Annotated in this window: 18 protein-coding genes and 1 pseudogene; 10 read left to right on the forward strand and 9 right to left on the reverse strand. The window is 50.8% G+C overall.

Going from position 1 to position 24,790, the window contains the following annotated elements; genetic code table 11:
- Nucleotides 1-65 precede the first annotated feature (65 nt).
- The 6 genes from ACI2I2_RS15645 to aroP all read right to left on the reverse strand — a co-directional run bounded on the left by ACI2I2_RS15645 (nucleotide 66) and on the right by aroP (nucleotide 7,808).
- On the reverse strand, nucleotides 66-1,016 hold the full coding sequence (locus ACI2I2_RS15645) for a family 43 glycosylhydrolase (protein WP_404658719.1): 951 nt from the start codon (nucleotides 1,014-1,016) through the stop codon (nucleotides 66-68).
- Nucleotides 1,013-2,416 carry a glycoside-pentoside-hexuronide (GPH):cation symporter gene (locus tag ACI2I2_RS15650; protein WP_404658720.1) on the reverse strand — a complete coding sequence of 468 codons (1,404 nt, stop codon included), beginning with the start codon at nucleotides 2,414-2,416 and terminating at the stop codon, nucleotides 1,013-1,015. Before ACI2I2_RS15650 ends, ACI2I2_RS15645 begins: the two co-directional genes overlap by 4 nt.
- 165 nt (nucleotides 2,417-2,581) lie before the next feature.
- Nucleotides 2,582-3,949, reverse strand: coding sequence for a PTS transporter subunit EIIC (locus ACI2I2_RS15655; protein WP_404658721.1), 1,368 nt, complete (start codon nucleotides 3,947-3,949; stop codon nucleotides 2,582-2,584).
- A 40-nt stretch (nucleotides 3,950-3,989) separates the two neighbouring features.
- Nucleotides 3,990-5,060, reverse strand: coding sequence for an SIS domain-containing protein (locus ACI2I2_RS15660; RefSeq protein ID WP_404658722.1), 1,071 nt, complete (start codon nucleotides 5,058-5,060; stop codon nucleotides 3,990-3,992).
- A gap of 235 nt (nucleotides 5,061-5,295) precedes the next feature.
- Nucleotides 5,296-6,336 (reverse strand): LacI family DNA-binding transcriptional regulator, encoded by a 1,041-nt coding sequence (locus tag ACI2I2_RS15665; RefSeq protein WP_404658723.1) that lies wholly within the window; start codon nucleotides 6,334-6,336, stop codon nucleotides 5,296-5,298.
- 104 nt (nucleotides 6,337-6,440) lie between these two features.
- Nucleotides 6,441-7,808, reverse strand: coding sequence for an aromatic amino acid transporter AroP (aroP, locus tag ACI2I2_RS15670; protein ID WP_404658724.1), 1,368 nt, complete (start codon nucleotides 7,806-7,808; stop codon nucleotides 6,441-6,443).
- A 544-nt stretch (nucleotides 7,809-8,352) separates the two neighbouring features.
- Between aroP and pdhR the strand changes: the two genes are divergently transcribed.
- From pdhR to ACI2I2_RS15695, 5 genes are all read left to right on the forward strand, one after another.
- Nucleotides 8,353-9,117, forward strand: a complete 765-nt coding sequence (pdhR, locus tag ACI2I2_RS15675; RefSeq protein ID WP_330982360.1) for a pyruvate dehydrogenase complex transcriptional repressor PdhR — start codon at nucleotides 8,353-8,355, stop codon at nucleotides 9,115-9,117.
- A gap of 139 nt (nucleotides 9,118-9,256) precedes the next feature.
- Nucleotides 9,257-11,920, forward strand: a complete 2,664-nt coding sequence (gene aceE, locus ACI2I2_RS15680; RefSeq protein WP_330982361.1) for a pyruvate dehydrogenase (acetyl-transferring), homodimeric type — start codon at nucleotides 9,257-9,259, stop codon at nucleotides 11,918-11,920.
- Nucleotides 11,921-11,934: 14 nt separating this feature from the next.
- A complete protein-coding gene (gene aceF / locus ACI2I2_RS15685; protein ID WP_404658725.1) occupies nucleotides 11,935-13,830 on the forward strand; it encodes a pyruvate dehydrogenase complex dihydrolipoyllysine-residue acetyltransferase in 1,896 nt (631 codons plus the stop codon).
- Between the two features lie 200 nt (nucleotides 13,831-14,030).
- On the forward strand, nucleotides 14,031-15,455 hold the full coding sequence (gene lpdA / locus ACI2I2_RS15690; RefSeq protein WP_312626279.1) for a dihydrolipoyl dehydrogenase: 1,425 nt from the start codon (nucleotides 14,031-14,033) through the stop codon (nucleotides 15,453-15,455).
- Between the two features lie 190 nt (nucleotides 15,456-15,645).
- A complete protein-coding gene (locus ACI2I2_RS15695; protein ID WP_404658726.1) occupies nucleotides 15,646-15,918 on the forward strand; it encodes a hypothetical protein in 273 nt (90 codons plus the stop codon).
- Between the two features lie 137 nt (nucleotides 15,919-16,055).
- Here ACI2I2_RS15695 and ACI2I2_RS15700 read toward each other — a convergent pair whose 3' ends face one another.
- From ACI2I2_RS15700 to ACI2I2_RS15710, 3 genes are all read right to left on the reverse strand, one after another.
- The gene (locus tag ACI2I2_RS15700) at nucleotides 16,056-16,535 is read right to left on the reverse strand and encodes a heme-binding protein (protein WP_404658727.1); all 480 of its coding nucleotides are present in this window, start codon (nucleotides 16,533-16,535) and stop codon (nucleotides 16,056-16,058) included.
- 89 nt (nucleotides 16,536-16,624) lie between these two features.
- The gene (locus tag ACI2I2_RS15705) at nucleotides 16,625-17,236 is read right to left on the reverse strand and encodes a response regulator transcription factor (RefSeq protein WP_404658728.1); all 612 of its coding nucleotides are present in this window, start codon (nucleotides 17,234-17,236) and stop codon (nucleotides 16,625-16,627) included.
- A 1-nt stretch (nucleotide 17,237) separates the two neighbouring features.
- On the reverse strand, nucleotides 17,238-18,548 hold the full coding sequence (locus ACI2I2_RS15710; protein ID WP_404658729.1) for a sensor histidine kinase: 1,311 nt from the start codon (nucleotides 18,546-18,548) through the stop codon (nucleotides 17,238-17,240).
- A gap of 333 nt (nucleotides 18,549-18,881) precedes the next feature.
- Here ACI2I2_RS15710 and ACI2I2_RS15715 point away from each other — a divergent pair, with 333 nt between their 5' ends.
- The 5 genes and pseudogenes from ACI2I2_RS15715 to ACI2I2_RS15735 all read left to right on the forward strand — a co-directional run.
- Nucleotides 18,882-19,412, forward strand: coding sequence for a hypothetical protein (locus ACI2I2_RS15715; protein ID WP_404658730.1), 531 nt, complete (start codon nucleotides 18,882-18,884; stop codon nucleotides 19,410-19,412).
- Between the two features lie 291 nt (nucleotides 19,413-19,703).
- A complete protein-coding gene (locus ACI2I2_RS15720; RefSeq protein WP_404658731.1) occupies nucleotides 19,704-19,919 on the forward strand; it encodes a hypothetical protein in 216 nt (71 codons plus the stop codon).
- Nucleotides 19,920-20,058: 139 nt separating this feature from the next.
- Complete coding sequence (locus ACI2I2_RS15725; protein ID WP_404658732.1) at nucleotides 20,059-20,589, forward strand: hypothetical protein; 531 nt, start codon at nucleotides 20,059-20,061, stop codon at nucleotides 20,587-20,589.
- Nucleotides 20,590-21,238: 649 nt separating this feature from the next.
- Nucleotides 21,239-21,769 (forward strand): hypothetical protein, encoded by a 531-nt coding sequence (locus ACI2I2_RS15730; RefSeq protein WP_404658733.1) that lies wholly within the window; start codon nucleotides 21,239-21,241, stop codon nucleotides 21,767-21,769.
- Between the two features lie 20 nt (nucleotides 21,770-21,789).
- A pseudogene (locus tag ACI2I2_RS15735) lies at nucleotides 21,790-24,790 on the forward strand (hypothetical protein); the annotation flags it as partial.

Consider the following 24,790-nt stretch of genomic DNA (forward strand, 5'->3'; position numbering starts at 1 on the left):
TATTCTGTATTTGTTCCGCTACAAATAAGTAACGCTCCTCATAAAAAGGAGCGCTATGGGCCATTTTACAAAGTATCCGCAGGCGGGATGCCAAAATCAGGCATCCCTTTTTCGTTCCAGCGAATCAGTTTTAAGCGCGTATGGCGGTTTGGATCGTAGAGCGGATCGCCTTCAATCTCGGTGTAATTTCTCGCGTGGTAGACCAGCACATCTTCCCCTTCCGGTGTTACCGTGAAGCTGTTATGTCCCGGCCCATACTGGCGGTTTTCATAGCTGGTGGTGAACACCGGCACCTGTGATTTGTGCCAGTTGCTGGCCTGCATCGGGTCCGCATCGAGGTCTATCCACAGCAGCCCCATGCAGTAGTTTTCGTCGGTGGCACTGGCGGAGTAGCTGACAAATAGCCGGTTTCCATGAACCACCACTGCCGGGCCCTCATTAACCAAAAATCCACGACACTCCCAGTCAAACTCGGGTTTACTGAGCAGTATCGGCGGGCCTTTCAGCGTCCATGGGTTTTCCAGTTCTGCCAGATAGAGATTAGAGTTTCCGGCAATATCTGGCGCTTTTTGCGCCCATAAATACCACTGTTTTCCCTGGTGGCGGAAGGTGGTGGCATCCAGCGCGAAGGTATCAAACGGCGTTTTTACCTGACCTTTTTCAACCCATGATCCGCTGATTGGGCACTCATCCGTGCAGGCTAGCGCAAACATGCGATGCTGGAACATGCCGAGTTTGTCGAGGTCGTGCGTATGCGTGGCAGCGAAGTAGATAACCCATGTTCCGTCGATGTTGTGCAGTTCTGGTGCCCAGATAAGCTGACTCATCGGCCCGGTATCTGGTTTTCTCCACACCACAACAGGCTCTGCATCGCGTAATCCTTCAAGTGTGGCCGCCCGGCGAATCTCCAGACGGTCGTACTCCGGCACGGAAGCGATAAAGTAGTAATTCTCTTGGTGACGCAGAATAAAAGGGTCTGCGCGCTGTTCAATAAAAGGGTTCGGCCATGCGGTCATTGTGGTTTCCTTATCAGTTCTGCCTGTGCCTGATAGTCGCTCAGTTCGCGGTAATTCTGGCGGCGTTTTTCCAGATCGCTCTGGATCTGTTTCATCAGTTCGCGGTCAACTTTTAGTAAGCGCACCACGCCTGCGGTGATCAGATAACCCACGCCTGGGATCACGCTAAACAGCAGTACAATGCCGTTGATCGCCTGCGCGCTTTGCGCTTTCGCACCTGCGTCGTAACCGTACCAGGAAAGCAGAAAGCCCACCATTGCCCCTGCGACAGCCAGCCCAACTTTGAGGAAGAACAGGTTTCCAGAGAAGCTGATCCCGGTGATGCGTTTCCCGGTTTTCCACTCGCCGTAATCATCCACGTCAGCCATCAGCGACCAGTGCAGCGGGGAAGGGATTTGATGCAGGATGTTGAGCAGGAAGTAGAGCACCATAATCATCATGGTGGCTTTCGGGTCGAAGAAGTAGAACGCGCAGGAGAACACCGCCAGCGTGATATTCGTCCAGAAGAATACTTGCAGCTTGCACCAGCGATCGGTGAGGACTTTCGCCAGCATACTGCCGATCATCATCCCCACCACGCCAAGGCTGATAAACAGCGTGGCGAAATGCGTGCTTTGCTGCATGACCCACGTCACGTAATACATGGTTGCCGCCATACGGATAAAGCCGGGGCAGACGTTACTCAACGTCAGCAGCAGGATGCGCACCCACTGGTCGTTTTTCCACACGTCTTTCAGGTCGCGCTTCAGTTCGTCATTGGTTTGTACTGCCGGGCGTACGCGCTCGCGCACGGTAGCGAAACAGAACAGGAACATGCACATGCCGATAAACGCCAGCACGGTCATCGCCATTTGATAGCCTTTGGCTTTGTTATCGCCACCAAACCAGTCGGCCATGGGCAGTAAAGTGAGCGACAGCAACAGGGTGGCGATGCCGACCATCACGAAGCGATAAGACTGGCAGGCCACGCGCTCCTTCGGATCGTTGGTGATCACGCTGCCCAGTGAGCAGTAAGGAATGTTGATGGCCGTGTAAGTGATGGAAAGCAGGAAATAGGTGACGAACGCATAGATAACTTTGCTGCTGTAGCTCCATTCCGGGGTGGTGAACATCAGCACGCTGAACAGCGCGTAGGGGAAGGCAATCCACAGCAGCCATGGGCGGAAGCGGCCATATTTGCTGCGGGTACGGTCTGCCATTGCGCCCATAATCGGGTCGGTAACGGCGTCAATCACTCGAATGGAGAGCAGCAATACGCCCACCAGTGCCGGAGCCAGCCCGAAAATATCCGTATAAAAGTAGTTCACAAACAGCATGATGGCGCCAAAGATGATGTTGCACCCGGCGTCCCCCATGCCATAACCGATTTTTTCTCTGACCGTTAATTTGTTGTTTTCCATCGACGCGTCCCCGCAATGAGATATGCAGAAGATTATTCGCTCGCTAACGGAATATTGCGTTGCAGGAATGCGGTGATGACATGGACAAATCTGCTGTAGGCGGGAAAGTGTGAAGCAGGTAACAGGCTGCTGTAGCGGTTTTCAGCCGCTACAGCATGTGGAGAATTAGCGTAACTCGGTGGCCGGAACGAGCTGACGCGTTTTGCCATAGAGGATGGTTAAGATTGCCGGGACGCTAAACGCCACGATGATAGCAATCACCTCGTAAATCGCTTTTGAATCAGGCCCGCTGAACAACCCCAGTTCGAACACGTTCAGCACCGGCAGGAAACTGTAGGTTTTTACCCGCAGGAAACCGGTAATGGCTCCGCCGAGTGCGGCACCAATACAGCCAAAGATAAACAGCATGCGATACTTCAGGTTCACGCCATACAGCGCGGGTTCGGTGATACCGAAGAACGCTGAGATTGACGCGGAAATCGCCAACTGTTTGTCCTTCAGGTTGCGGGCGATGAAGATAGCGCCAAATGCTGCGCCAAACTGCCCCATCACTGCGGACATGAACATCGCCATCACCGTGTCATAGCCGTTAACCTGCATGTTGATTAGCGCAATCGGGATAATGCCCCAGTGCACGCCGAACACCACGAACAGTTGCCCAATCCCTGCCAACAGCGCGCCGGAAAGTACCGGGCTCAGGTTGTAAAGCCAGGTATAAGCGTTGGCAATGCCAATCCCGACATAATCGGCAATCGGGCCAATCACCGTGAAGACCACAAAACCGCAGACCAGCAGCGAGAGGCACGGAACGAACACCAGCGCCGCCACTTCCGGAATAACTTTCTTAAACCAGCGCTCGACGTAGCTCAGGAACCACACCGCAAAAATCGCTGGGATCACCGCCCCGCCGTAAATTTTCAGCGGGAAGGTGAGGTGGAAAATCTCAATGCTGTTTGGCGTGGCGGCATCGGTGAGGGGGAAAATCATCGCTGCGGTAAGTGCCAGTGCAGTGAAGCGGCTGGTTTTAAATTTGTCCGCAGCGGTCACCGCAATGAACAACGGCAGCATTACAAACACGCCGCTGGACAGCGCATTCAGCACCACGAACAGCCAGGATTTGGTGGAGATCAGATCCATGGTTTGCAACAACACCACCAGGCCTTTGACCACCCCGACGCCCGCCAGCACGCCGATATACGGGGTGAAAATAGCAGACAGCGTGGCGAGCAGACGATTAAACAGCGAGCTTTTGTGCGCCGGTTGTTCCACCGGAGCGCTGCCGCCGGGGAGCAACTCATTCAGCGCCGTAAAGACTTTCTCGACCCTGGGGCCAATGACTATCTGGAACTGGCTGCCGTTGTTGACCAGCTTTACCACTTCTGGCAACTGATAGAGCAGTTGCTCGTTGATTTTGCTTTCGTCCTGCAAATTCAGGCGCAGACGAGTCGCGCAATGCGTGGCGTGAACCACATTTTCCTTGCCGCCCACGGCGGTGAGGATCTGCTCTGCAACGTGTTTGAATTGAGTCGCCATAGTGAGGCACCTTCTGAGTGTGTAGGGTACAGGCAGTCGATCAGGCGTAATCGCCAGGTTTGGTTTTACTTTTCACAGCCACACCGAAGTCGGTGAAGATGCGCTGTGGCAGGTTGTTCCCTTTTCCTTCCGCGATGTGATGGGCGAGGATCTGGAACGGGATAATCATCAGTAACGGCAGGACGGTTTCCGGCACGTTCACATTAAGGGCCAGTGTGTGTGGATCGCTGCTGGCCCCTGGTGTGACGGTATAAACGTACTGCGTGTGACGCTGTTCATACTGGCGAAGCAGAGCCAGGCGCTCCTGGGCAACGCTCGGTACGTCGAGGAAAAACAGACGGTGCTGAGGGTTAATTTCGAAATAAGGGCCGTGCATAAACACTTCCATTTCAATGCCCTGAGAAGGCACGCGCACCGTTTCGGTAAACTTGGTCGCCATCTCCATGCACACGCCTACCGCCGGGCCGTAGCCGATGCTGGTGAAACGCGGGGAAGCAATCAGATCTGCCTGCCAGCGAGCGAAGAAAGATTCTGTGGTGTCGATAATCGCCGGAATCGCGTCAACGGCCTGGCGCAACAGGTTCAGTTCCTGTTGTTCGCGTGCATCATCAATCGCCTTCACCGCTTTTGCGTGACGTAAGCCCATCAACATCAGCGTCAGGATTGTCGCAACGTAGCCTTTGGTGACATAGCCCACACGCTCTTCGCCAATATCCAGCAGCACAAAGGTGTCGGCGGTTTTCGCCAGTTCGCTTTGTGGTTTGCTGGTCAGTCCTACCGTTTTCAGGGAATGCTGTTGCTTTAAGGTCGCCAGCGCATGCAACGTTGACGTGCTTTCCCCGCTTTGGGAAACGGCAATGACGGTGCGAATGAACGGGTTATGTTTTTCGAAATGCTCATAGTGAAACGGCTCAGCAATCGTGACGCGCAGGTCAGAAAGGCTTTCGATGTAGTATTTGGCGCTGACAGCAGCGTTGACGCTTGAACCAGTCGCCAGCAGCAGCCATTCGCTGTCGTCTTCGATTGCCGGGATGGCGGCAGGGTAGTTATCCAGAATTTTTGCGAGCGTCGCGCGCTCTTCGTGGATGTAAGTCATCATGGTCGGTTTCATCGTACCCTCTTTGTGCTGAAAACCTGAAAACGTTTTCAGTAAAATATGATCAGGGAAATCTAATGGTCAATTTTACGTACGAGGATCTGTGATGAGGATCTGAATAATTTGTGTGCGGGGCAGAGAAATGCCCGGCGGAGGACTGCCCGGCGGCGCTAACGCTTGCACGGGCCTACGAATGACGGTGGCGTCCTGTGGTAAGCCGGATAAGCGCAAGCGCCATCCGGCAAGGCATTCAGGCTGATTCGCCGGAAATGAGCAGAGGGGGAATGTCGAGAGATTCCGGCAATCTGTCCTGCAATAGCGTTATCATTTGATGGATCACCTGTTGACCTAAGACGTTGTTTTGATGATCTACCGTGGTCAGGCGCGGAATGGCGTATTCGCTGCCCGGGAAGTATTCACAGCTGGCGACGACAATGTGTTCCGGCACGTTCAGGTTGTTATCTTTCAGCGCGCGAATGGCACCTAGCGCAACACGGTCGTTAATTGCCAGCAGCGCTTGTGGCAGAGGGCGACCTGATTTCAGCAGTTTGTTGATAGCCTCATAGCCGTGTTGGGCGTAGAAGTTGGTTTCGATAACCTGCACGCTGTCAGCCTCAATACCAGCCTGTTTCAGCGTTTCACGGAATGCACTGACGCGCTGCCCGGTCATATAGACGCCCGGTGAGCCACCAATAAACGCGATATCGCGATGGCCTTTCTCCAGCAGATAACGGGTGATCATTTTCACGCAGTTCACCTGGTCGCGCAGGATACAGGTGTAGTCGTAATGCGCCAGTTTCCTTCCCACGACGATCACTGGCAGCGTGGCAATCAGCTTCTGCAAGCCTTCCAGATAGCCTTCAGGAATGTTTAGATAGTCAATGTTGCCGCCAAGAATGATCACGCCGTCAAGCTGACTGTCGACGATGGTACTGAAGATCTGATCTTCGGCAATCACCTGATTCGACTCGCTGCGCTTGTTCGCCGATTGGGTGTCGAACAGCACGATTTTGTAGCCCGCTTGCTGACAGGCTTTTTCGATTTGTTCCACGAGCGTGGCGAAGTAAGGGCTGGTGATATCTGAAACGACCACCGCGAGGGTCATGCTCTTGCGGGAAATCATGCTGCGGGCCATCAGATTAGGGCTGAAGTGGTGCTCGTCGATAACCTTCTGTACCTTTTCCCGGGTCTTATCAGACACCCAACTGTTGTTGTTCAGCACCCGTGAAACAGTCGCGATGGAGACGTTCGCCAGTTCGGCAATGTCTTTGATCGTCAGGTTCTTTTTCATCGGTGACACGGGTCCTTTTGTCGGCGGAAACCGTGGGATGGTACATCACTTTTGGCGGGGGAGAAACGCTCTGTACCCGCAATGGGATACAGAGCGTGGAGAGATTAAGCGCGAACGGCCTTCGCCCCTTTCTGTTTAATCATGTAGCCAATGCCGAGGATAACGATCCACGCCGGGATCAGGTACACGGAAATCGCCATACCTGGGGTCATCAGCATGATGATCAGCACCGCAGCCACGGTGAACAGGCAAATCCAGTTCCCCAGTGGATAGAACAGGGCAGGGAAGCGAGTGGTGACGCCCTGCTGCTGCTTGGCTTTGCGGAACTTCATGTGCGCGAGGCTAATCATCGCCCAGTTGATGACGAGGGCAGAAACAACCAGCGCCATCAGCAGGCCGAAGGCCGATTCTGGTGCCAGGTAGTTAATCAGCACGCACAGCGCGGTGAAGACGGCGGAAACCAGAATGGTGTTCACCGGCACGCCGCGCTTGTCGACTTTGGTCAGCGCTTTCGGGGCGTTGCCCTGCTGTGCCAGGCCAAACAGCATACGGCTGTTGCAGTACACGCAGCTGTTGTACACGGAAAGTGCAGCAGTCAGCACCACGATGTTCAGCGCGTTGGCAACGAAGGTATCACCCAGCTCATGGAAGATAAGCACGAACGGGCTGGTGTCTGCGGTAACGCGAGTCCATGGCAGCAGAGACAGCAGCACAGCCAGTGAGCCCACATAGAAAATCAGGATGCGGTAGATAACCTGGTTGGTCGCTTTCGGGATGCTCTTTTGCGGGTCATCGGCTTCGGCAGCAGTGATGCCGACGAGCTCAAGGCCACCGAAGGAGAACATGATGATGGCCATCATCATCACCAGCCCCTGGAGGCCGTGCGGCATGAAACCGCCTTGCTCCCACAGGTTGCGAACGGTGGCCTGCGAGCCGCCATGACCGCTGAACAGCAGCCAGCCGCCGAACAGGATCATCGCCACCACGGCCACCACTTTAATGATGGCGAACCAGAACTCCATCTCACCGAACACTTTCACGTTGGTCAGGTTGATGGCGTTAATGACGACGAAGAACACCGCCGCAGAAGCCCAGGTTGGGATCTCGGGATACCAGAACTGGATGTATTTGCCGACGGCGGTCAGTTCCGCCATAGCGACCAGCACGTACAGCACCCAGTAGTTCCAGCCGGAGGCGAAACCGGCAAAGTTGCCCCAGTATTTGTAGGCAAAGTGGCTGAAGGAACCGGCTACGGGCTCTTCGACCACCATTTCACCTAACTGACGCATGATCAGAAAGGCCACGAAACCTGCTATTGCATAACCCAGAATAATGCTCGGGCCTGCGGATTGAATAACGGAGGCGCTGCCCAGAAACAGGCCCGTTCCGATGGCTCCACCCAGCGCAATAAGCTGAATGTGGCGGTTTTTGAGGCCGCGCTTCAGTTCGTCGCCGTGCTGTTGACCTTCCATTTTGAAACCTCGTGAGTGATTGTTTTTTCTACGCTTTGGTTAAGCGCGTGTCATTATGAATTTCCGTTTCCTGTACATTATTTTTTACATCACGGAATGGTGAATCTTGCTTGGTAGTCTTCCGCAGGTTGAAGAATAGTGGTAAGCGCCAGTGAATGCACCTGCTTTATGAAGGGATGTCGACGAGTTGCATAAAAAGAAACCAAATGTAAATGCGCCAGCCCGGTGTCTTCCGCTGGTTTTATTCAACGCCTAACCGAAGCTTTTGAATGTTCATGCACTTTTTTGCCTGTTGAATCGGTTCAATGTGAAAAAGTTTGCGTTTCAGGAAGGTTAAATCTGCCTCTTTGTGGGTAAATGTGACATATGTGCAAAGTTACATTTCTGAAACGTGATTTCTGTAAGGTTGTTAAAAGATGCCGGGTTTACTGATTTCAATCAAAACCTGTATGGACAGAAGGTGAATACTTTGTTACTTTAGCGTCACGAACTATGAATTGGTAAGACCAATTGACTCCGGGTAAGTGGCTTGAGACAGGGAACCATGGCCTACAACAAAATCCGCCAACCAAAATTATCCGATGTGATTGAGCAGCAGCTGGAATTTTTGATCCTTGAGGGGACGCTGCGCCCCGGTGAAAAACTTCCACCTGAACGCGAACTGGCCAAACAGTTCGACGTTTCCCGTCCCTCTCTGCGCGAGGCGATTCAACGTCTCGAAGCGAAAGGGCTTCTGCTTCGTCGCCAGGGCGGCGGTACCTTTGTCCAGAGTAGCCTGTGGCAGAGCTTCAGCGATCCGCTGGTTGAATTGCTCTCCGATCACCCTGAATCCCAATTTGACCTGCTGGAAACCCGTCACGCGTTTGAAGGTATTGCTGCGTATTACGCGGCATTGCGCGGCACAGAAGAAGATCGTGCGCGCATTCGCGAGCTGCATCAGGCGATTGAAGTTGCCCAGCAGTCTGGCGATCTCGATGCCGAATCCAGCGCTGTCGTCCAGTATCAAATTGCCGTCACCGAAGCCGCTCATAATGTGGTCTTACTTCATCTGCTACGCTGCATGGAACCTATGCTGGCGCAGAACGTTCGACAGAACTTTGAATTGCTGTATGCCAGCCGGGAAATGCTCCCACTGGTCAGCAGCCATCGCACCCGAGTTTTCGAGGCGATAATGGCCAGAGAGCCGGAGCAGGCGCGCGAAGCGTCGCACCGTCACCTGGCCTTCATTGAGGAAATCTTGCTGGACCGCAGCCGTGAGCAAAGTCGTCGCGACCGCTCACTTCGCCGCCTACAGCAACGAAAGGACTAGCATCACAAGGTTTTTTTAAGCGCCAGTTTTTAGAGCGCGGCAACTAAACGCAGAACCTGTCTTATTGTGTTTTCTGGCGAAAATACAATGGGACAGGTTCCAGACAAATCAACGATTAGACAGATAAGGAATACCCCCCATGTCAGAACGTTTCCCAAATGACGTGGATCCGATCGAAACTCGCGACTGGCAACAGGCGATCGAATCGGTCATCCGTGAAGAAGGTGTTGAGCGCGCTCAGTATCTGATTGACCAGCTGTTATCTGAAGCCCGCAAAGGCGGTGTGAAAGTTGCGGCGGGTACCGGGGCAAGCAATTACGTAAACACCATTGCCGTTGAAGATGAGCCGGAATACCCGGGCAATCTGGATCTGGAACGTCGTATTCGTTCTGCTATCCGCTGGAACGCGATCATGACCGTTCTGCGTGCTTCCAAGAAAGATCTGGAACTGGGTGGCCACATGTCCTCCTTCCAGTCTTCTGCGACTATCTATGAAGTGTGCTTTAACCACTTCTTCCGTGCGCGCACCGAACAAGACGGCGGCGACCTGGTGTACTTCCAGGGCCACATCTCTCCGGGCGTTTATGCACGTGCGTTCCTCGAAGGTCGTCTGACCGAAGAGCAGATGAACAACTTCCGTCAGGAAGTTCACGGTAAAGGCCTGTCCTCTTACCCGCACCCGAAACTGATGCCTGAATTCTGGCAGTTCCCGACCGTGTCTATGGGTCTGGGCCCAATCGGTGCTATCTACCAGGCGAAGTTCCTGAAATATCTGGAACACCGTGGCCTGAAAGATACCTCTCAGCAGACCGTTTACGCCTTCCTGGGCGACGGCGAGATGGACGAACCAGAATCCAAAGGTGCGATCACCATCGCCACCCGCGACAAGCTGGACAACCTGTGCTTCATCATCAACTGTAACCTGCAGCGTCTGGATGGCCCGGTCACCGGTAACGGCAAAATCGTTAACGAACTGGAAGGCATCTTCGCCGGCGCTGGCTGGAACGTGGTGAAAGTCATGTGGGGCGGTCGTTGGGATGAGCTGCTGCGTAAAGACACCAGCGGTAAGCTGATTCAGCTGATGAACGAAACCGTTGACGGCGACTACCAGACCTTCAAATCCAAAGATGGCGCTTACGTGCGTGAGCACTTCTTCGGTAAATACCCGGAAACCGCAGCCCTGGTTGCTGACTGGTCTGACGATCAGATCTGGGCCCTGAACCGTGGTGGTCACGATCCGAAGAAAGTCTACGCGGCACTGAAAAACGCGCAGGACACCAAAGGTAAAGCGACCGTCATCCTGGCCCACACCGTTAAAGGTTACGGCATGGGTGAAACCGCTGAAGGCAAGAACATCGCTCACCAGGTGAAGAAAATGAACATGGACGGCGTGCGTTATATCCGCGACCGCTTCAATGTTCCTGTCACCGACGAGCAGGTTGAAAACCTGTCTTACCTGACCTTCCCGGAAGGCACTGAAGAGCACACCTACCTGCACGCACAGCGTCAGAAACTGGGTGGCTACCTGCCATCTCGTCAGGTGAACTTCACCGAGAAACTGGAAATGCCAGCTCTGGCTGACTTCCAGCAGCTGCTCGAAGAGCAAAACAAAGAAATTTCTACCACTATCGCTTTCGTGCGTGCCCTGAACGTGATGCTGAAGAACCCGTCTATCAAAGATCGTCTGGTTCCGATTCTGGCTGATGAAGCGCGTACTTTCGGTATGGAAGGTCTGTTCCGTCAGATTGGTATCTACAGCTCCAACGGCCAGCAGTACACCCCGCAGGACCGTGAGCAGGTGGCTTACTACAAAGAAGACGAGAAAGGTCAGATTCTGCAGGAAGGGATCAACGAACTGGGTGCTGGCGCATCCTGGCTGGCGGCTGCGACTTCTTACAGCACCAACAACCTGCCAATGATCCCGTTCTACATCTACTACTCGATGTTCGGTTTCCAGCGTATCGGTGACCTGTGCTGGCAGGCTGGCGACCAGCAGGCTCGCGGCTTCCTGGTAGGGGGTACTTCCGGTCGTACGACCCTGAACGGCGAAGGTCTGCAGCATGAAGATGGTCACAGCCACATTCAGTCTCTGACTATCCCGAACTGTATTTCTTACGACCCGTCTTATGCGTACGAAGTTGCGGTGATCATGCACGACGGTCTGGTGCGTATGTACGGTGAGAAGCAAGAAAACGTCTTCTACTACATCACTACCCTGAACGAAAACTACCACATGCCGGCCATGCCGGAAGGTGCCGAGGAAGGTATCCGTAAAGGTATCTACAAACTCGAAACCGTGGCAGGTAGCAAAGGTAAAGTTCAGCTGCTGGGCTCCGGTTCTATCCTGCGTCACGTGCGTGAAGCAGCGCAGATCCTGGCGAACGACTACGGCGTGGGCTCTGACGTGTACTCCGTCACTTCCTTCACCGAACTGGCGCGTGATGGCCAGGATTGTGAGCGCTGGAACATGCTGCACCCAATGGAAACTCCACGTGTGCCGTACATCGCTCAGGTGATGAACGACGCGCCGGCTGTTGCTTCCACTGACTATATGAAACTGTTTGCTGAACAGGTTCGCACCTACGTACCGGCTGATGATTACCGCGTACTGGGTACTGATGGCTTCGGTCGTTCCGACAGCCGTGAAAACCTGCGTCACCACTTCGAAGTAGATGCTTCCTACGTGGTTGTTGCGGCGCTGGGCGAACTGGCTAAACGTGGCGAAATCGACAAGAAAGTGGTGGCGGATGCGATCACCAAATTCAACATCGATGCAGAAAAAGTTAACCCGCGTCTGGCGTAAGAGGTAAAGAAATAATGGCTATCGAAATCAACGTACCGGACATCGGGGCTGATGAAGTTGAAATCACCGAGATCCTGGTCAAAGTGGGCGACAAAGTTGAAGCTGAACAGTCGCTGATCACCGTAGAAGGCGACAAAGCCTCTATGGAAGTTCCGTCTCCACAGGCTGGCATCGTGAAAGAGATCAAAGTCTCTGTCGGTGACAAAACCGAGACGGGCAAACTGATCATGATTTTCGATTCCGCCGACGGTGCTGCTGCTGCAGCACCTGCTCAGGCAGAAGCGAAGAAAGAAGCCGCTCCGGCCGCTGCACCAGCAGCCGCGGCAGCGAAAGAAGTGAACGTCCCGGACATCGGCGGTGATGAAGTTGAAGTCACTGAGATCATGGTCAAAGTGGGCGACACCGTTACCGAAGAACAGTCTCTGATCACCGTAGAAGGCGACAAAGCTTCTATGGAAGTGCCAGCACCGTTCGCGGGCGTGGTGAAAGAGATCAAAATCAACACCGGCGACAAAGTGTCTACCGGCTCCCTGATTATGGTCTTCGAAGTGGCGGGTGCTGCACCTGCTGCGGCTCCAGCTCAGGCGGCTGCTCCGGCAGCAGCAGCGGCTCCAGCAGCCGCTGCTGGCGCGAAAGACGTTAACGTACCGGACATCGGCGGTGACGAAGTTGAAGTCACTGAAGTGATGGTAAAAGTGGGCGACAAAGTTGCCGCTGAGCAGTCACTGATCACCGTAGAAGGCGACAAAGCTTCTATGGAAGTGCCAGCGCCGTTCGCCGGTACCGTGAAAGAAATCAAAATCAGCACCGGCGACAAAGTGTCTACCGGCTCCCTGATCATGGTGTTTGAAGTGGAAGGCGCTGCACCTGCTGCGGCTCCGGCTGCTGCACTAGCGGCCGCTGCTCCGGCACCTGCTCAGGCGGCTAAACCAGCTGCTGCTCCTGCTGCGAAAGCAGAAGGTAAATCTGAGTTTGCTGAGAACGACGCTTACGTTCACGCGACTCCGCTGATTCGCCGCCTGGCGCGCGAATTCGGCGTAAACCTGGCGAAAGTGAAAGGGACTGGCCGTAAAGGTCGCATCCTGCGCGAAGACGTTCAGGCTTACGTGAAAGACGCGGTGAAACGCGCTGAGTCTGCACCTGCAGCGGCAACTGGCGGTGGTCTGCCTGGTATGCTGCCATGGCCGAAAGTGGACTTCAGCAAGTTCGGCGAAATCGAAGAAGTGGAAATGGGTCGCATCCAGAAAATTTCTGGCGCTAACCTGAGCCGTAACTGGGTGATGATCCCGCACGTTACGCACTTCGACAAAACCGATATCACCGATCTGGAAGCGTTCCGTAAACAGCAGAATGACGAAGCCGCTAAGCGCAAGCTGGACGTGAAATTCACCCCAGTGGTCTTCATCATGAAAGCCGTTGCGGCAGCACTTGAGCAGATGCCTCGCTTCAACAGCTCCCTGTCCGAAGACGGCCAGAAGCTGACGCTGAAGAAATACATCAACATCGGTGTGGCGGTTGATACCCCGAATGGTCTGGTGGTTCCGGTCTTCAAAGACGTGAACAAGAAGAGCATCACCGAGCTGTCTCGCGAGCTGATGGCTATCTCCAAGAAAGCCCGTGACGGCAAGCTGACCGCTGGCGAAATGCAGGGCGGCTGCTTCACTATCTCTAGCCTGGGCGGTATCGGGACAACTCACTTCGCGCCAATCGTTAACGCGCCAGAAGTGGCTATCCTCGGTGTCTCCAAGTCTGCGATGGAGCCTGTGTGGAACGGGAAAGAGTTCACTCCGCGTCTGATGATGCCAATGTCTCTCTCCTTCGACCACCGTGTTATCGATGGTGCTGATGGTGCACGCTTCATTACCATCATCAACAACATGTTGAGCGACATTCGCCGTCTGGTGATGTAAGCGAAAAAGCCGGCCAATCGGCCGGCTTTTTTCTGGTAATCTCATGAGGTTTATGGGGTTATTCGATCAAAGTCAAATCGTGAGCCGTTTGTTGTTTCAAAATTGTTAACAATTTTGTAAAATACGGGCGGATAGAACGTCCCGGTGGATGATGGGCGATAAGACCAGGGATCACCGGATAGAAAAACATAGAGGTCATGATGAGTACTGAAATCAAAACTCAAGTCGTGGTACTTGGGGCAGGCCCGGCAGGCTACTCCGCTGCCTTCCGTTGCGCTGATTTAGGTCTGGAAACCGTCATCGTCGAACGTTACAGCACCCTCGGTGGTGTTTGTCTGAACGTCGGCTGTATCCCTTCTAAAGCGCTGCTGCACGTCGCGAAAGTTATCGAAGAAGCCAAAGCGCTGGCGGAACACGGTATCGTCTTCGGCGAGCCGAAAACCGATATCGACAAGATTCGTACCTGGAAAGAGAAAGTGATCACTCAGCTGACCGGCGGTCTGGCTGGTATGGCGAAAGGCCGTAAAGTGAAAGTGGTCAACGGTCTGGGTAAATTCACCGGGGCTAACACCCTGGAAGTGGAAGGCGAGAACGGCAAAACCGTGATCAACTTCGACAACGCCATCATCGCGGCGGGTTCCCGTCCGATCGAACTGCCATTCATTCCACATGAAGATCCACGCGTTTGGGATTCTACCGATGCGCTGGAACTGAAAACCGTACCAAAACGCCTGCTGGTTATGGGTGGCGGTATCATCGGTCTGGAAATGGGTACCGTGTACCACGCGCTGGGTTCAGACATTGACGTGGTTGAAATGTTCGACCAGGTTATCCCGGCTGCCGACAAAGACGTGGTGAAAGTCTTCACCAAACGCATCAGCAAGAAATTCAACCTGATGCTGGAAACCAAAGTGACTGCCGTTGAAGCAAAAGAAGACGGTATCTACGTTTCCATGGAAGGCAAAAAAGCCCCTGCAGAAGCGCAGCGTTATGACGCAGTGCTGGTGGCTATCGGCCGTGTGCCGAACGGTAAAAACCTCGACGCGGGCAAAGCTGGCGTGGAAGTGGACGACCGTGGCTTTATCCGTGTTGACAAGCAGCTGCGCACCAACGTGCCGCACATCTTTGCTATCGGCGATATCGTCGGTCAGCCTATGCTGGCGCACAAAGGTGTCCACGAAGGCCACGTTGCCGCAGAAGTTATCGCCGGCATGAAGCACTACTTCGACCCGAAAGTGATCCCATCCATTGCGTACACTGAGCCAGAAGTGGCATGGGTTGGTCTGACTGAGAAAGAAGCGAAAGAAAAAGGCATCAGCTACGAAACCGCCACCTTCCCGTGGGCTGCTTCTGGCCGTGCTATCGCTTCTGACTGCGCTGACGGTATGACCAAACTGATTTTCGACAAAGAAACTCACCGTGTTATCGGTGGCGCGATTGTCGGCACCAACGGCGGCGAGCTGCTGGGTGAAATCGGTCTGGCTATCGAGATGGGCTGTGATGCAGAAGACATCGCGCTGACCATCCACGCTCACCCAACTCTGCACGAGTCTGTGGGCCTGGCAGCCGAAGTGTTCGAAGGGAGCATCACCGACCTGCCGAACCCGAAAGCGAAAAAGAAATAAGATTTCATGATGTATCAAGCGGCCTTCGGGCCGCTTTTTTTATGTCTGCTCCAGCCAGTGGTGATGCAGCGAAGCGGTAAGTGATTTATTTAAAAACATTTCTCTGAAAATATCTGCAAACATCTGATCATTACTCTGAAAATAGTCACGCGCTAAACTTATTACGTAAAAACTCTAAGTGAGGCGCATCATGAAAGCATTTCTGACTACAGCAGTACTTGCCACCACCCTGATTTCTGGTTTCGCACTGGCCGATGATCCGGTTATTCCATGGGCGGATAACAGCGGCGGCACGGAAACCACGCACATTGCGGCGGTGGGGCAAAACCTGAACGGGCTGCACCAGAACATCAGCAAAACCCAGGAAGGCGTCTGGGCGGCGAACTCTGGCAGCATCAAAGCAGATGAAGAAGTGTTGTCGCCAGCCCACCCTGAAGCGGGTGCTGTTTCACCGACAAACTGATCGAGAAAAGAAGCCGGATGGCGCTGCGCTTATCCGGCCTACAGGTTTTGTAGGCCCGGCAAACGCAGTGCCACCGGACAATGATCTTGTAGGCCTGATAAGCGCAGCGCCATCAGGCAATGAAGCGAGGGCAATATTTAAAGCTTCACGTTATCCAGCGCAGTCTGAGCACAGGCATCATCCAGATTGCCACCCGGCGCACCGCCGATACCGATGGCACCAATCACGTCATTCCCATCTTTCACCGGCAAGCCACCTGCCAGCAACAGCAGACCCGGAATATCTTTCAGGTTTTGTGCACCCGCATTGTTTTGCGCTGCTTCCATCACTTTACCGCTGGCATTCTTCATGCTGAGCGCGGTGAAGGCTTTCATCTCACTGGCTTTCACGGTGTGCGGGCCCGCGTTGTCGGTACGCTGCACGGCTTTAACCACGCCAGCGCGATCAACGACGGTCACGGAAACCTGATAGTTTTTCGCCAGGCACGCTTTGATGGCTTCCTGTGCCAGGCTGTTGGCCTGAGTCAGCGAAAGATTTTTTTGGTTTAATGATTCTGCATTGACGGTTGCGGTAGCGAAACCTGCCAGCAGGGCTGCGGAAATGAGTAATTTTTTCATGGTGAACGTCCTCTTTGTCGTCTGTGAGAGGATGCTAACAAGACGACAAAAGAAGCGAAATTCGGGTGAATACGCAGCTCACCTGGTAATTATACGTAGTCCAGCTTGTCGTATTCGCGGATAGCCTGCACCACGCTGCTGACGTCGAGCTTGTTAAAAATGGCGGCGCGATGGGCTTCCACGGTTCGGGTCGACAAATCCAGACGCGTAGCCACTTCTTTGTTGCTGGCCCCGGTCATAAGTTCTTTCAGCACTTCTGTTTCCCGCGCGGTTAACTGAGCAAAGCGCTGTTTGGCTTCGACATGCTCCTGCCATTTACGATGGCGGGTTTCACTTTCGGCAAAAGCGGCATGCACGGTGTCAATCAACGGATCGGCATCCAGCGGTTTGGTAAAGAACTCAAACACGCCATGACGAAACGCCCGGCGGCAGGCATCGACAGAGCCGTGTCCGGTCATCATCACCACCGGCAGCAGCGGGTGTGAGGCGCTGTTTTTCTCAAACCAACTGAGCCCGCTTTCCCCTGGCATCCTCATGTCCAACAGAAGACAGCCCGTAATACAGGCTTCCGTGGGAATGGCAGAGGTGAAACTATCCACCGAGTCGAAGCATTTCACCGGCCAGTTGAGGGTGGAAAACAGAAAGGTGAGGGACTCACGAATCGACTCGTCGTCGTCCACGATGTAGATAATCTTTTCCATCTCAGTTCTCTTTGATAAACCACAAGCTGATTTCCGCGCCGCCCTGTGGCGAGTTAGCCAGTTGCAGCGTGCCGTTCATTTTCGTCATTAGCGATTCCGTTAGCGTCAGCCCCAAACCCAGCCCGCCTTGCCTTTCGCTGAACAGCGGCATCATCGCGTGCTTAAGCGCTTGTGGGCTAAATCCAGGGCCGCCATCTGTGATGATGACTTTCACCCGGTCATCGACAGATTCGCTGCGAATATGCACCCAGCCGTGTGGGTTGCCCTGCTGAACCTGAATGGCATTGCTCAGCAGATTATGCAGCACTTGCTCAAGCCACAGTTTGTCAGCCTGAATTTGTACGTCGGCCAGATCATGAGTGATACGGATTTGCTTCGATCCCGGTTCGTGTTCGAGCAAATTGCTCACCCGTTGCCAGCTTTGCGCGAGGCTGACCTTCGTCATCGCCACTTCTTCCTGAGTCAGATGAGCGCGAAAACGGGTCAGCAGTTCGCTAATTCGCTGCGTCTGTGTCAGCGCTGAGCGCATTGCATGCAGCGCTTCTTCGTGATGCCCGTTGGTGAGCTGACGCATGCCGCCCTGTAACCACATCTGAGTCGCGGTTAAAGGTTGATTGATTTCATGCACCACGCCCGCGCTCATTTCGCCCAGCGTGTTCAGCCTGGCATGCTGATAGTAATCCGCTCGCTGGCGATCGCTGCGTTGTTGTCTGCGTCCCCACAACAGCAGGCCGCCCATCCCGACGAAAATTGCCCAGCCTGTTGCTATCAGCAAATGGGGCAGAAGTGAAAAATTCCCCCACTCCGGGTTGGCTCCAGCATTGAGGGTGAAAGGCTGAAAATGCTGCGGGAACTGGCGTGTCCATTGCCAACGGTAGACGGAAAACGGAGGAGCATCGTCTTGTGTTAACTTCACGCTGGCGAAGTGAGAAGAGGAGCGCAATAGCGGCTCCAGATCTATCCGCACCCGAATCTGTTTGTACGGGTTATAAAGCCAATAATGCGCTGCGGAGAACTGCTCAACGCGTGGCGCATCCAGCGGGCGGTTATGAGTTTTCTCCAGCGCCTGAATTTGGGGGAATTTCTGCTGCAATAGCGTCAGGTCTTCGTCGCCATTGAGGATAGGGATAACGGATTCATTCTGTGTGAGCGCCGTACTGACGGTACTGAATAACAGCGTATAAGCACGATCAAACTGCCAGTACTGGCGGCGGATTTGCTCGGCGTAAAGCAGCGCGCTGCACAGTAAGCAGGCGGCAAGCCACAGAAGCATGGCCCGGATGATAAAAGCGCGTTGAGTTGTCATCTGCATCTAAAAGTCCTGCCATTTACTGTGATGATAAGTACCACAGAGAACAGGGGCTCGTCAGCAGGAACTTGAAATATGAGTGAATTCACGCCATTGCTACACTACCCTCGCGGTCTGGGAACCAGTAAGCCCTTAGTCGTTTTTTAGCTTGTATTCGCTGTGCGTAGGTAATGAATGTCCTGCATCGATATTTCTAATTCAGCCCTTAATATAATCCGAAAAAATAACCAACCAGTAGGTGTTTTTCCTGTCTCTGGTAGGATGAGTCAGTGTTTTGAGTATTAATTGACAACAACAGAAGGTCTTGGCCAGTAACGTCCCAACAAGGATTGAACTATGTTAAAGATAATCTCCTTATTTTTTCTGATAATGATACAACTCTTTTTATCCGTTGCTCAGGCGGCCGAAATGGAAGCAGTCAGTGAGGTTCAGTTGCATAAATTGCCGATGCAGAGGTTTATGATCCATGTTGCAACACCAGCTAACTATAGCCTCGATGTTTTAGTAAAGCGTAAATACCCTTATGGGAAAGAGTTAAATGCTGAAGACAAACTTTTACAACAAGGTGAATACGAAAGGCTTAGAGAGTTTATAAGAAAACTTTCAGGTGTAATTGTTGTTTATGACTTTAGAACCGATAAGAAAGTATTAGAGTATAACCTTCCTTTCACCGTTGATAACCCCGATCGATTTAGCAGCGGTCAATTTTACACAGGGGTAAACGAGGATGTATGGGATGGGATGACACTAAAAGGCGGAAAGCTCGAAAGTATTGGATATTATATGGTCTATGCTGAACTATATAGTAAGGATAATGACTACGATGAGTTTGTTTTAGCATTCACTGCCGAACGTGGCTTTAAATAATTATTTGGGGAATAAAATGAAAAAAAACTATAACGATAAAAAATGATTCCAGTTTTACGAACGGAGGCGAGGTCGTTCATACATGGTTAATTTTAAATGGTGGTGAGAAGGAGGAATAGTTGAAAATATAGTAGATGTGAAAGGCTCCATCGATATCATTGCTGCCGAAGTACCTCATTACAGTGAACAAGCTTTTCAGCTATTGATGAAACGGCAAGTGAGGCGGGTCAGACGTTCAAAGATAGTTTTCTGGACGCTACTTAACTTTGGCTTGATGCTGCCAGGCAGAATATGAATACAGATGTCGATGCCCTGGGGAAATTGGGCGAATCAGGTAGCAGTTGGATTAGCAAACTTTTTGGTTATTTCAGTGGTGGCAAGGGTATTATTGCCAGCGGTATGGCGAATACTCCCCTCTATGTTCTGGGATCCATTATACCTTTAGTCGTTTTCTGGCGTTGCATTCGCTGTGCGTATGTAATGAATGTCCTGCATAGATATTTATAATGCAATTCTTAATATAATCCGAAAAAATAAATAACTCATAGGTGTTTTTGCTGACTCTGGTAGGATGAGTCAGTGTTTTGAGTATTAATTGACAACAACAGAAGGTCTTGGCCAGTAACGTCCCAACAAGGATTGAACTATGTTAAAGATAATCTCACTATTTTTTCTGATAATGATACAACTCTTTTTATCCGTTGCTCAGGCGGCCGAAATGGAAGCAGTCAGTGAGGTTCAGTTGCATAAATTGCCGATGCAGAGGTTTATGATCCATGTTGCAACACCAGCTAACTATAGCCTCAATATTTTAGTAAAGCGTAAATACCCTTATGGGAAAGAGTTAAATGTTGAAGACAAACATTTACAAAGAGGGGAGTTAAAAAGGCTTAGGGATTTTATAAGAAAACTTTCAGGTGTAATTGTTGTTTATGACTTTAGAACCGATAAGAAAGTATTAGAGTATAACCTTCCTTTCACCGTTGATAACCCTGATCGTTTTTGCTGCGGCCAATTTTACTCGGGGGTCAACGAGGATGTATGGGATGGGATGACACTAAAAGGCGGAAAGCTCGAAAGTATTGGGTATTATATGGTCTATGCTGAGCTTTATAGTAAGGATGATGACTACGATGAATATGTTTTATCATTCACTGAAAATCGTGGCTTTAAATGATTATTTAAGGAGGAAGTGAAATGAAAAAAACTATAACAATAAAAAATGATTCCAGTTTTACGAACGGAGACGGGGTCGTTCATACATGGTTAATTTTAAATGGTGGTGAGAAGGAGGAATAGTTGAAAATATAGTAGATGTGAAAGGCTCCATCGATATCATTGCTGCCGAAGTACCTCATTACAGTGAACAAGCTTTTCAGCTATTGATGAAACGGCAAGTGAGGCGGGTCAGACGTTCAAAGATAGTTTTCTGGACACCACTTAACTTTGGCTTGATGCTGCCAGGCAGAATATGAATACAGATGTCGATGCCTTGGGGAAATTGGGCGAATCAGGTAGCAGTTGGATTAGCAAACTTTTTGGTTATTTCAGTGGTGGCATGGGTATTATTGCCAACGGTATGGCTAATACTACCCTCTAGGTTCTGGGATCCAGTATACCCTGAGTCGTTTTCTGGCGTTCTATTCGCTGGGCGTATGTAATGAATGTCCTGCATAGATATTTCTAATGCAATCCTTAATATAATCCGAAAAAATAATAACTCATAGGTGTTTTTCTTGTCTCTGGTAGGATGAGTCAGTGCTTTGAGTATTAATTGACAACAACAAGAAGGTCTTGGCCAGTAACGTCCCAACAAGGATTGAACTATGTTAAAGATAATCTCACTATTTTTTCTGATAATGATACAACTCTTTTTATCCGTTGCTCACGCGGCCAAAATGGAAGCAGTCAGTGAGGTTCAGTTGCATAAATTGCCGATGCAGAGGTTTATGATCCATGTTAAAAAACCAGCTAACTACAGCCTCGATGTTTTAGTAAAGCGTAAATACCCTTATGGGAAAGAGTTAAATGCTGAAGACAAACCTTTACAAAGAAGTGAGTTAAAAGGGCTTAGGGATTTTATAAGAGAACTTTCAGGTGTAATCGTTGTTTATGACTTCAGAACCGATAAGAAAGTATTAGAGTATAACCTTCCTTTCACCGTTGATAACCCCGGCTGTTTTAGTAGTGGCCAATTTTACTCGGGGGTCAATGAGGATGTATGGGATGGGATGAGACTAAAAGGCGGAAAGCTCGAAAGTATTGGATATTATATGGTCTATGCTGAACTTTATAGTAAGGGTAGTGACTACGATGAATTTGTTTTGGCATTCACTGCCGATCGTGGCTTTAAATAATTATTTGGTGGGGAAATAAAATGAAAAACACTATAACGATAAAAAATGATTCCAGTTTTACGAATGGAGACGGGGTTGTTCATACATGGTTAATTTTAAATAGTGATGGAAAGGAGACGTTGCGTTTCGGTTTTACACCCAGTGAAGGCAATGGGTATTTTAACGTAGAGGGTGAGGTGGATATAGATGATTATCTTAGAACCAGGAATTTTTCTCAAAGTTTGACTCTTGAAATATCCGATGAGCAATATGATAAGATATCTAATTCTATTGATGTGTTCTCGAGTAATATACCGATGTACGACCTCATTCCTGATGGCAATGGTGGTAGCGACTTTAACTGTACAACTGCGGTAGATTTCATTCTTAAGAGTGCGGGTATTGATATATTAGATGGTGTGCAGTCCCCCTTCGGTGTGGCGGGAAGAATTGATTCACTGGCTTTTTCACATAGTAGCAATTATGATGATTTTCCTATCATTGATATTACAGCAAGTTTTAATACTTTTGAGTCTGCAATTGATACTTCTATGGGGTTTATTGATTTAGGACCAGTTGAAAATATATTAGATGTGAAAGACGCCATCGATTTCATTGCTTCTGAAGTCTATAATTACTGTGAACAAGTCTTTTCAGGTATTGATGAAACGGCAAGTGAGTCTGCTCAGGCGTTCAAAGATATTTTCCTGGATGCTACTCAACTATGGCTTGATGTTACCATGCAGAATATGGATAACGCTGTCGATGCCCTGGATAGTTTGGGTGAATCAAGTCGTAGTTGGATTAGCGAACTTTTTGATTATTTCCGTGGTGGCATGGGAGTCATTGCCAGCGGTATGGCGAACCTTGCCAATGGCGGAACGATACCGCTGTCTGCGGCAGGAAGCTTTCCCTTCCCTCCCGGGGTTATGTTTCCGGGCATGATGTTTCCCGGCTTCGCTCTCCCGGGGTTTGGACCGAGTATGGACGGCGCTGAAAAAGCCATTGTAGACCCAATTATTATCGATCTTGACGGTGATGGTATCGAAACGCTGTCAGTCAACAACACTATCTTTTTCGATCATGATGGCAATCAGTTCGCCGAAAATACAGGTTGGGTCGATGGGGATGATGGTCTCCTTGTGATGGATCTGGATGGAAATGGTTTGATCGACACGGGTAAAGAGCTTTTCGGAGACAATACCGAACTACAAACTGGAATGCTTGCCAGCAATGGTTTTGAGGCTCTGAAGGATAAAGACAGTAATGGTGATGGTATTATCAATAGCCATGATGCTGCGTGGAAAGAATTACAAGTTTGGCAGGATAAAAATAGTAATGCACGGGTTGATAGTGGCGAACTTTACTCTCTTGATGCACTTGGGATTATCGCCATTAATACCAGTTTTAAAGACTCTTCTTTTATTGATGAACAAGGAAATGCGCATCGACAGACAGGCAGCGTCATTTTTAATGATGGTACAACCAATGCAATGGCTGATGTATGGTTTGACCATGACAAAGGGTTCTCTCGTTACATTGGTGATATCAATGTAAGCGATGCTGTTCGCGAGTTGCCTTTTATTCGTGGTTTCGGGAACATGCCTGATTTACATATTGCAATGAGCAAGGATGATTCACTTAAAACACTCATTGAGCAATATAGGTCAGACCCTGACCTGGCACGTGCTTCTGGACTCATTGATACCATCATGTTTTGTTGGGCCGGAGCAAGTAATCTGGATACCAGTAGCCGTGGTGTAAATATCAATGCTCGAGTACTTGCAGTTATTGAGGCTGCAACAGGTGATGGTTTTGTCAGTCTTCAGGATAAAACCACAAATCCTAATAGCAATGCAGCCAAACTTATCGAAGAGGAATATACAAAATTTACCAATTATATAGAATCACAGTTATTGGCTCAGACCCTGTATGCCGAAGAATTCTCACATATTCGCATTGGGCTTAATAGTGATAGGTCCGAATTTGTTTTTGACTTCACGGATCTTAACAATGACTTGAGTGTAATGAAAGAAAATGATGCTATTAACTATGTGAAGCTAAGTGATGTAATATTTGGCTGGCTAGAATACATGCCTTCCTATCGAAATGAATGTGATATTTCGTTTAGGATGTCAGATACTAGTTTTATCGGTGGGAGAGGGATTGATACATTAAGTGGAAAAAGTACCAATGATTTTATTTGGGGCAAAGGTGGAGACGATCGATTAAATGGCGGGGAAGGATCTGATATTTACTTATTTAGTCAAGGCGATGGTCAGGACCGGGTGAATGATACCTACAGGAACGGGGTAAATACCCTCGTATTCGAAGGGGCCGACCTCACTCAGGCGTTGATAGAGAAATCAGGAAACGACCTGCTTATCCATGCATGGGGGGGCAGCGACACGCTTACACTCCCTGGCTATTTTACTTCAGAGTCGTACCGTCAATTCGATATGGTCTTCGGCGACACCACGCTGACGGTCAGCGACCTGGCGGGGATGGGATTCCCGGTTTACGGTAATGAAAGCAACAACAGCCTCAGTGGCTGGAATAATGATGACACGCTTTTGGGTTATGGCGGGAATGACACGCTGAATGGTGGGAACGGTAACGACGTTCTAGACGGCGGTACGGGTAATGACAGTCTGAGCGGCGGGGAAGGTAGCGACAGATATATTTTTCGCGTCGGCGATGGTCAGGACCGGGTGAATGATACCTACAGGAACGGGGTAAATACCCTCGTATTTGAAGGGGCTGACTTCACTCAGGCGTTGATAGAGAAATCAGGAAACGATCTGCTTGTTCACGCATGGGGGGGCAGTGACACGCTTACACTCCCCAACTATTTCACTTCAGAGACAAATCGTCAATTCGAGATGATCTTTGGCGACACCACGCTGACGGTCAGCGACCTGGCGGGGATGGCGTTCTCGGTTTACGGCAATGAAAGCGACGACATCCTCAGTGGCTGGAATAACGATGACACGCTTTTGGGTTATGACGGGAATGACACGCTGTATGGTGGGAAAGGCAATG

Origin of the sequence: Scandinavium sp. NPDC088450 (genome assembly GCF_044900545.1) — a bacterium.
GTDB lineage: Bacteria > Pseudomonadota > Gammaproteobacteria > Enterobacterales > Enterobacteriaceae > Scandinavium.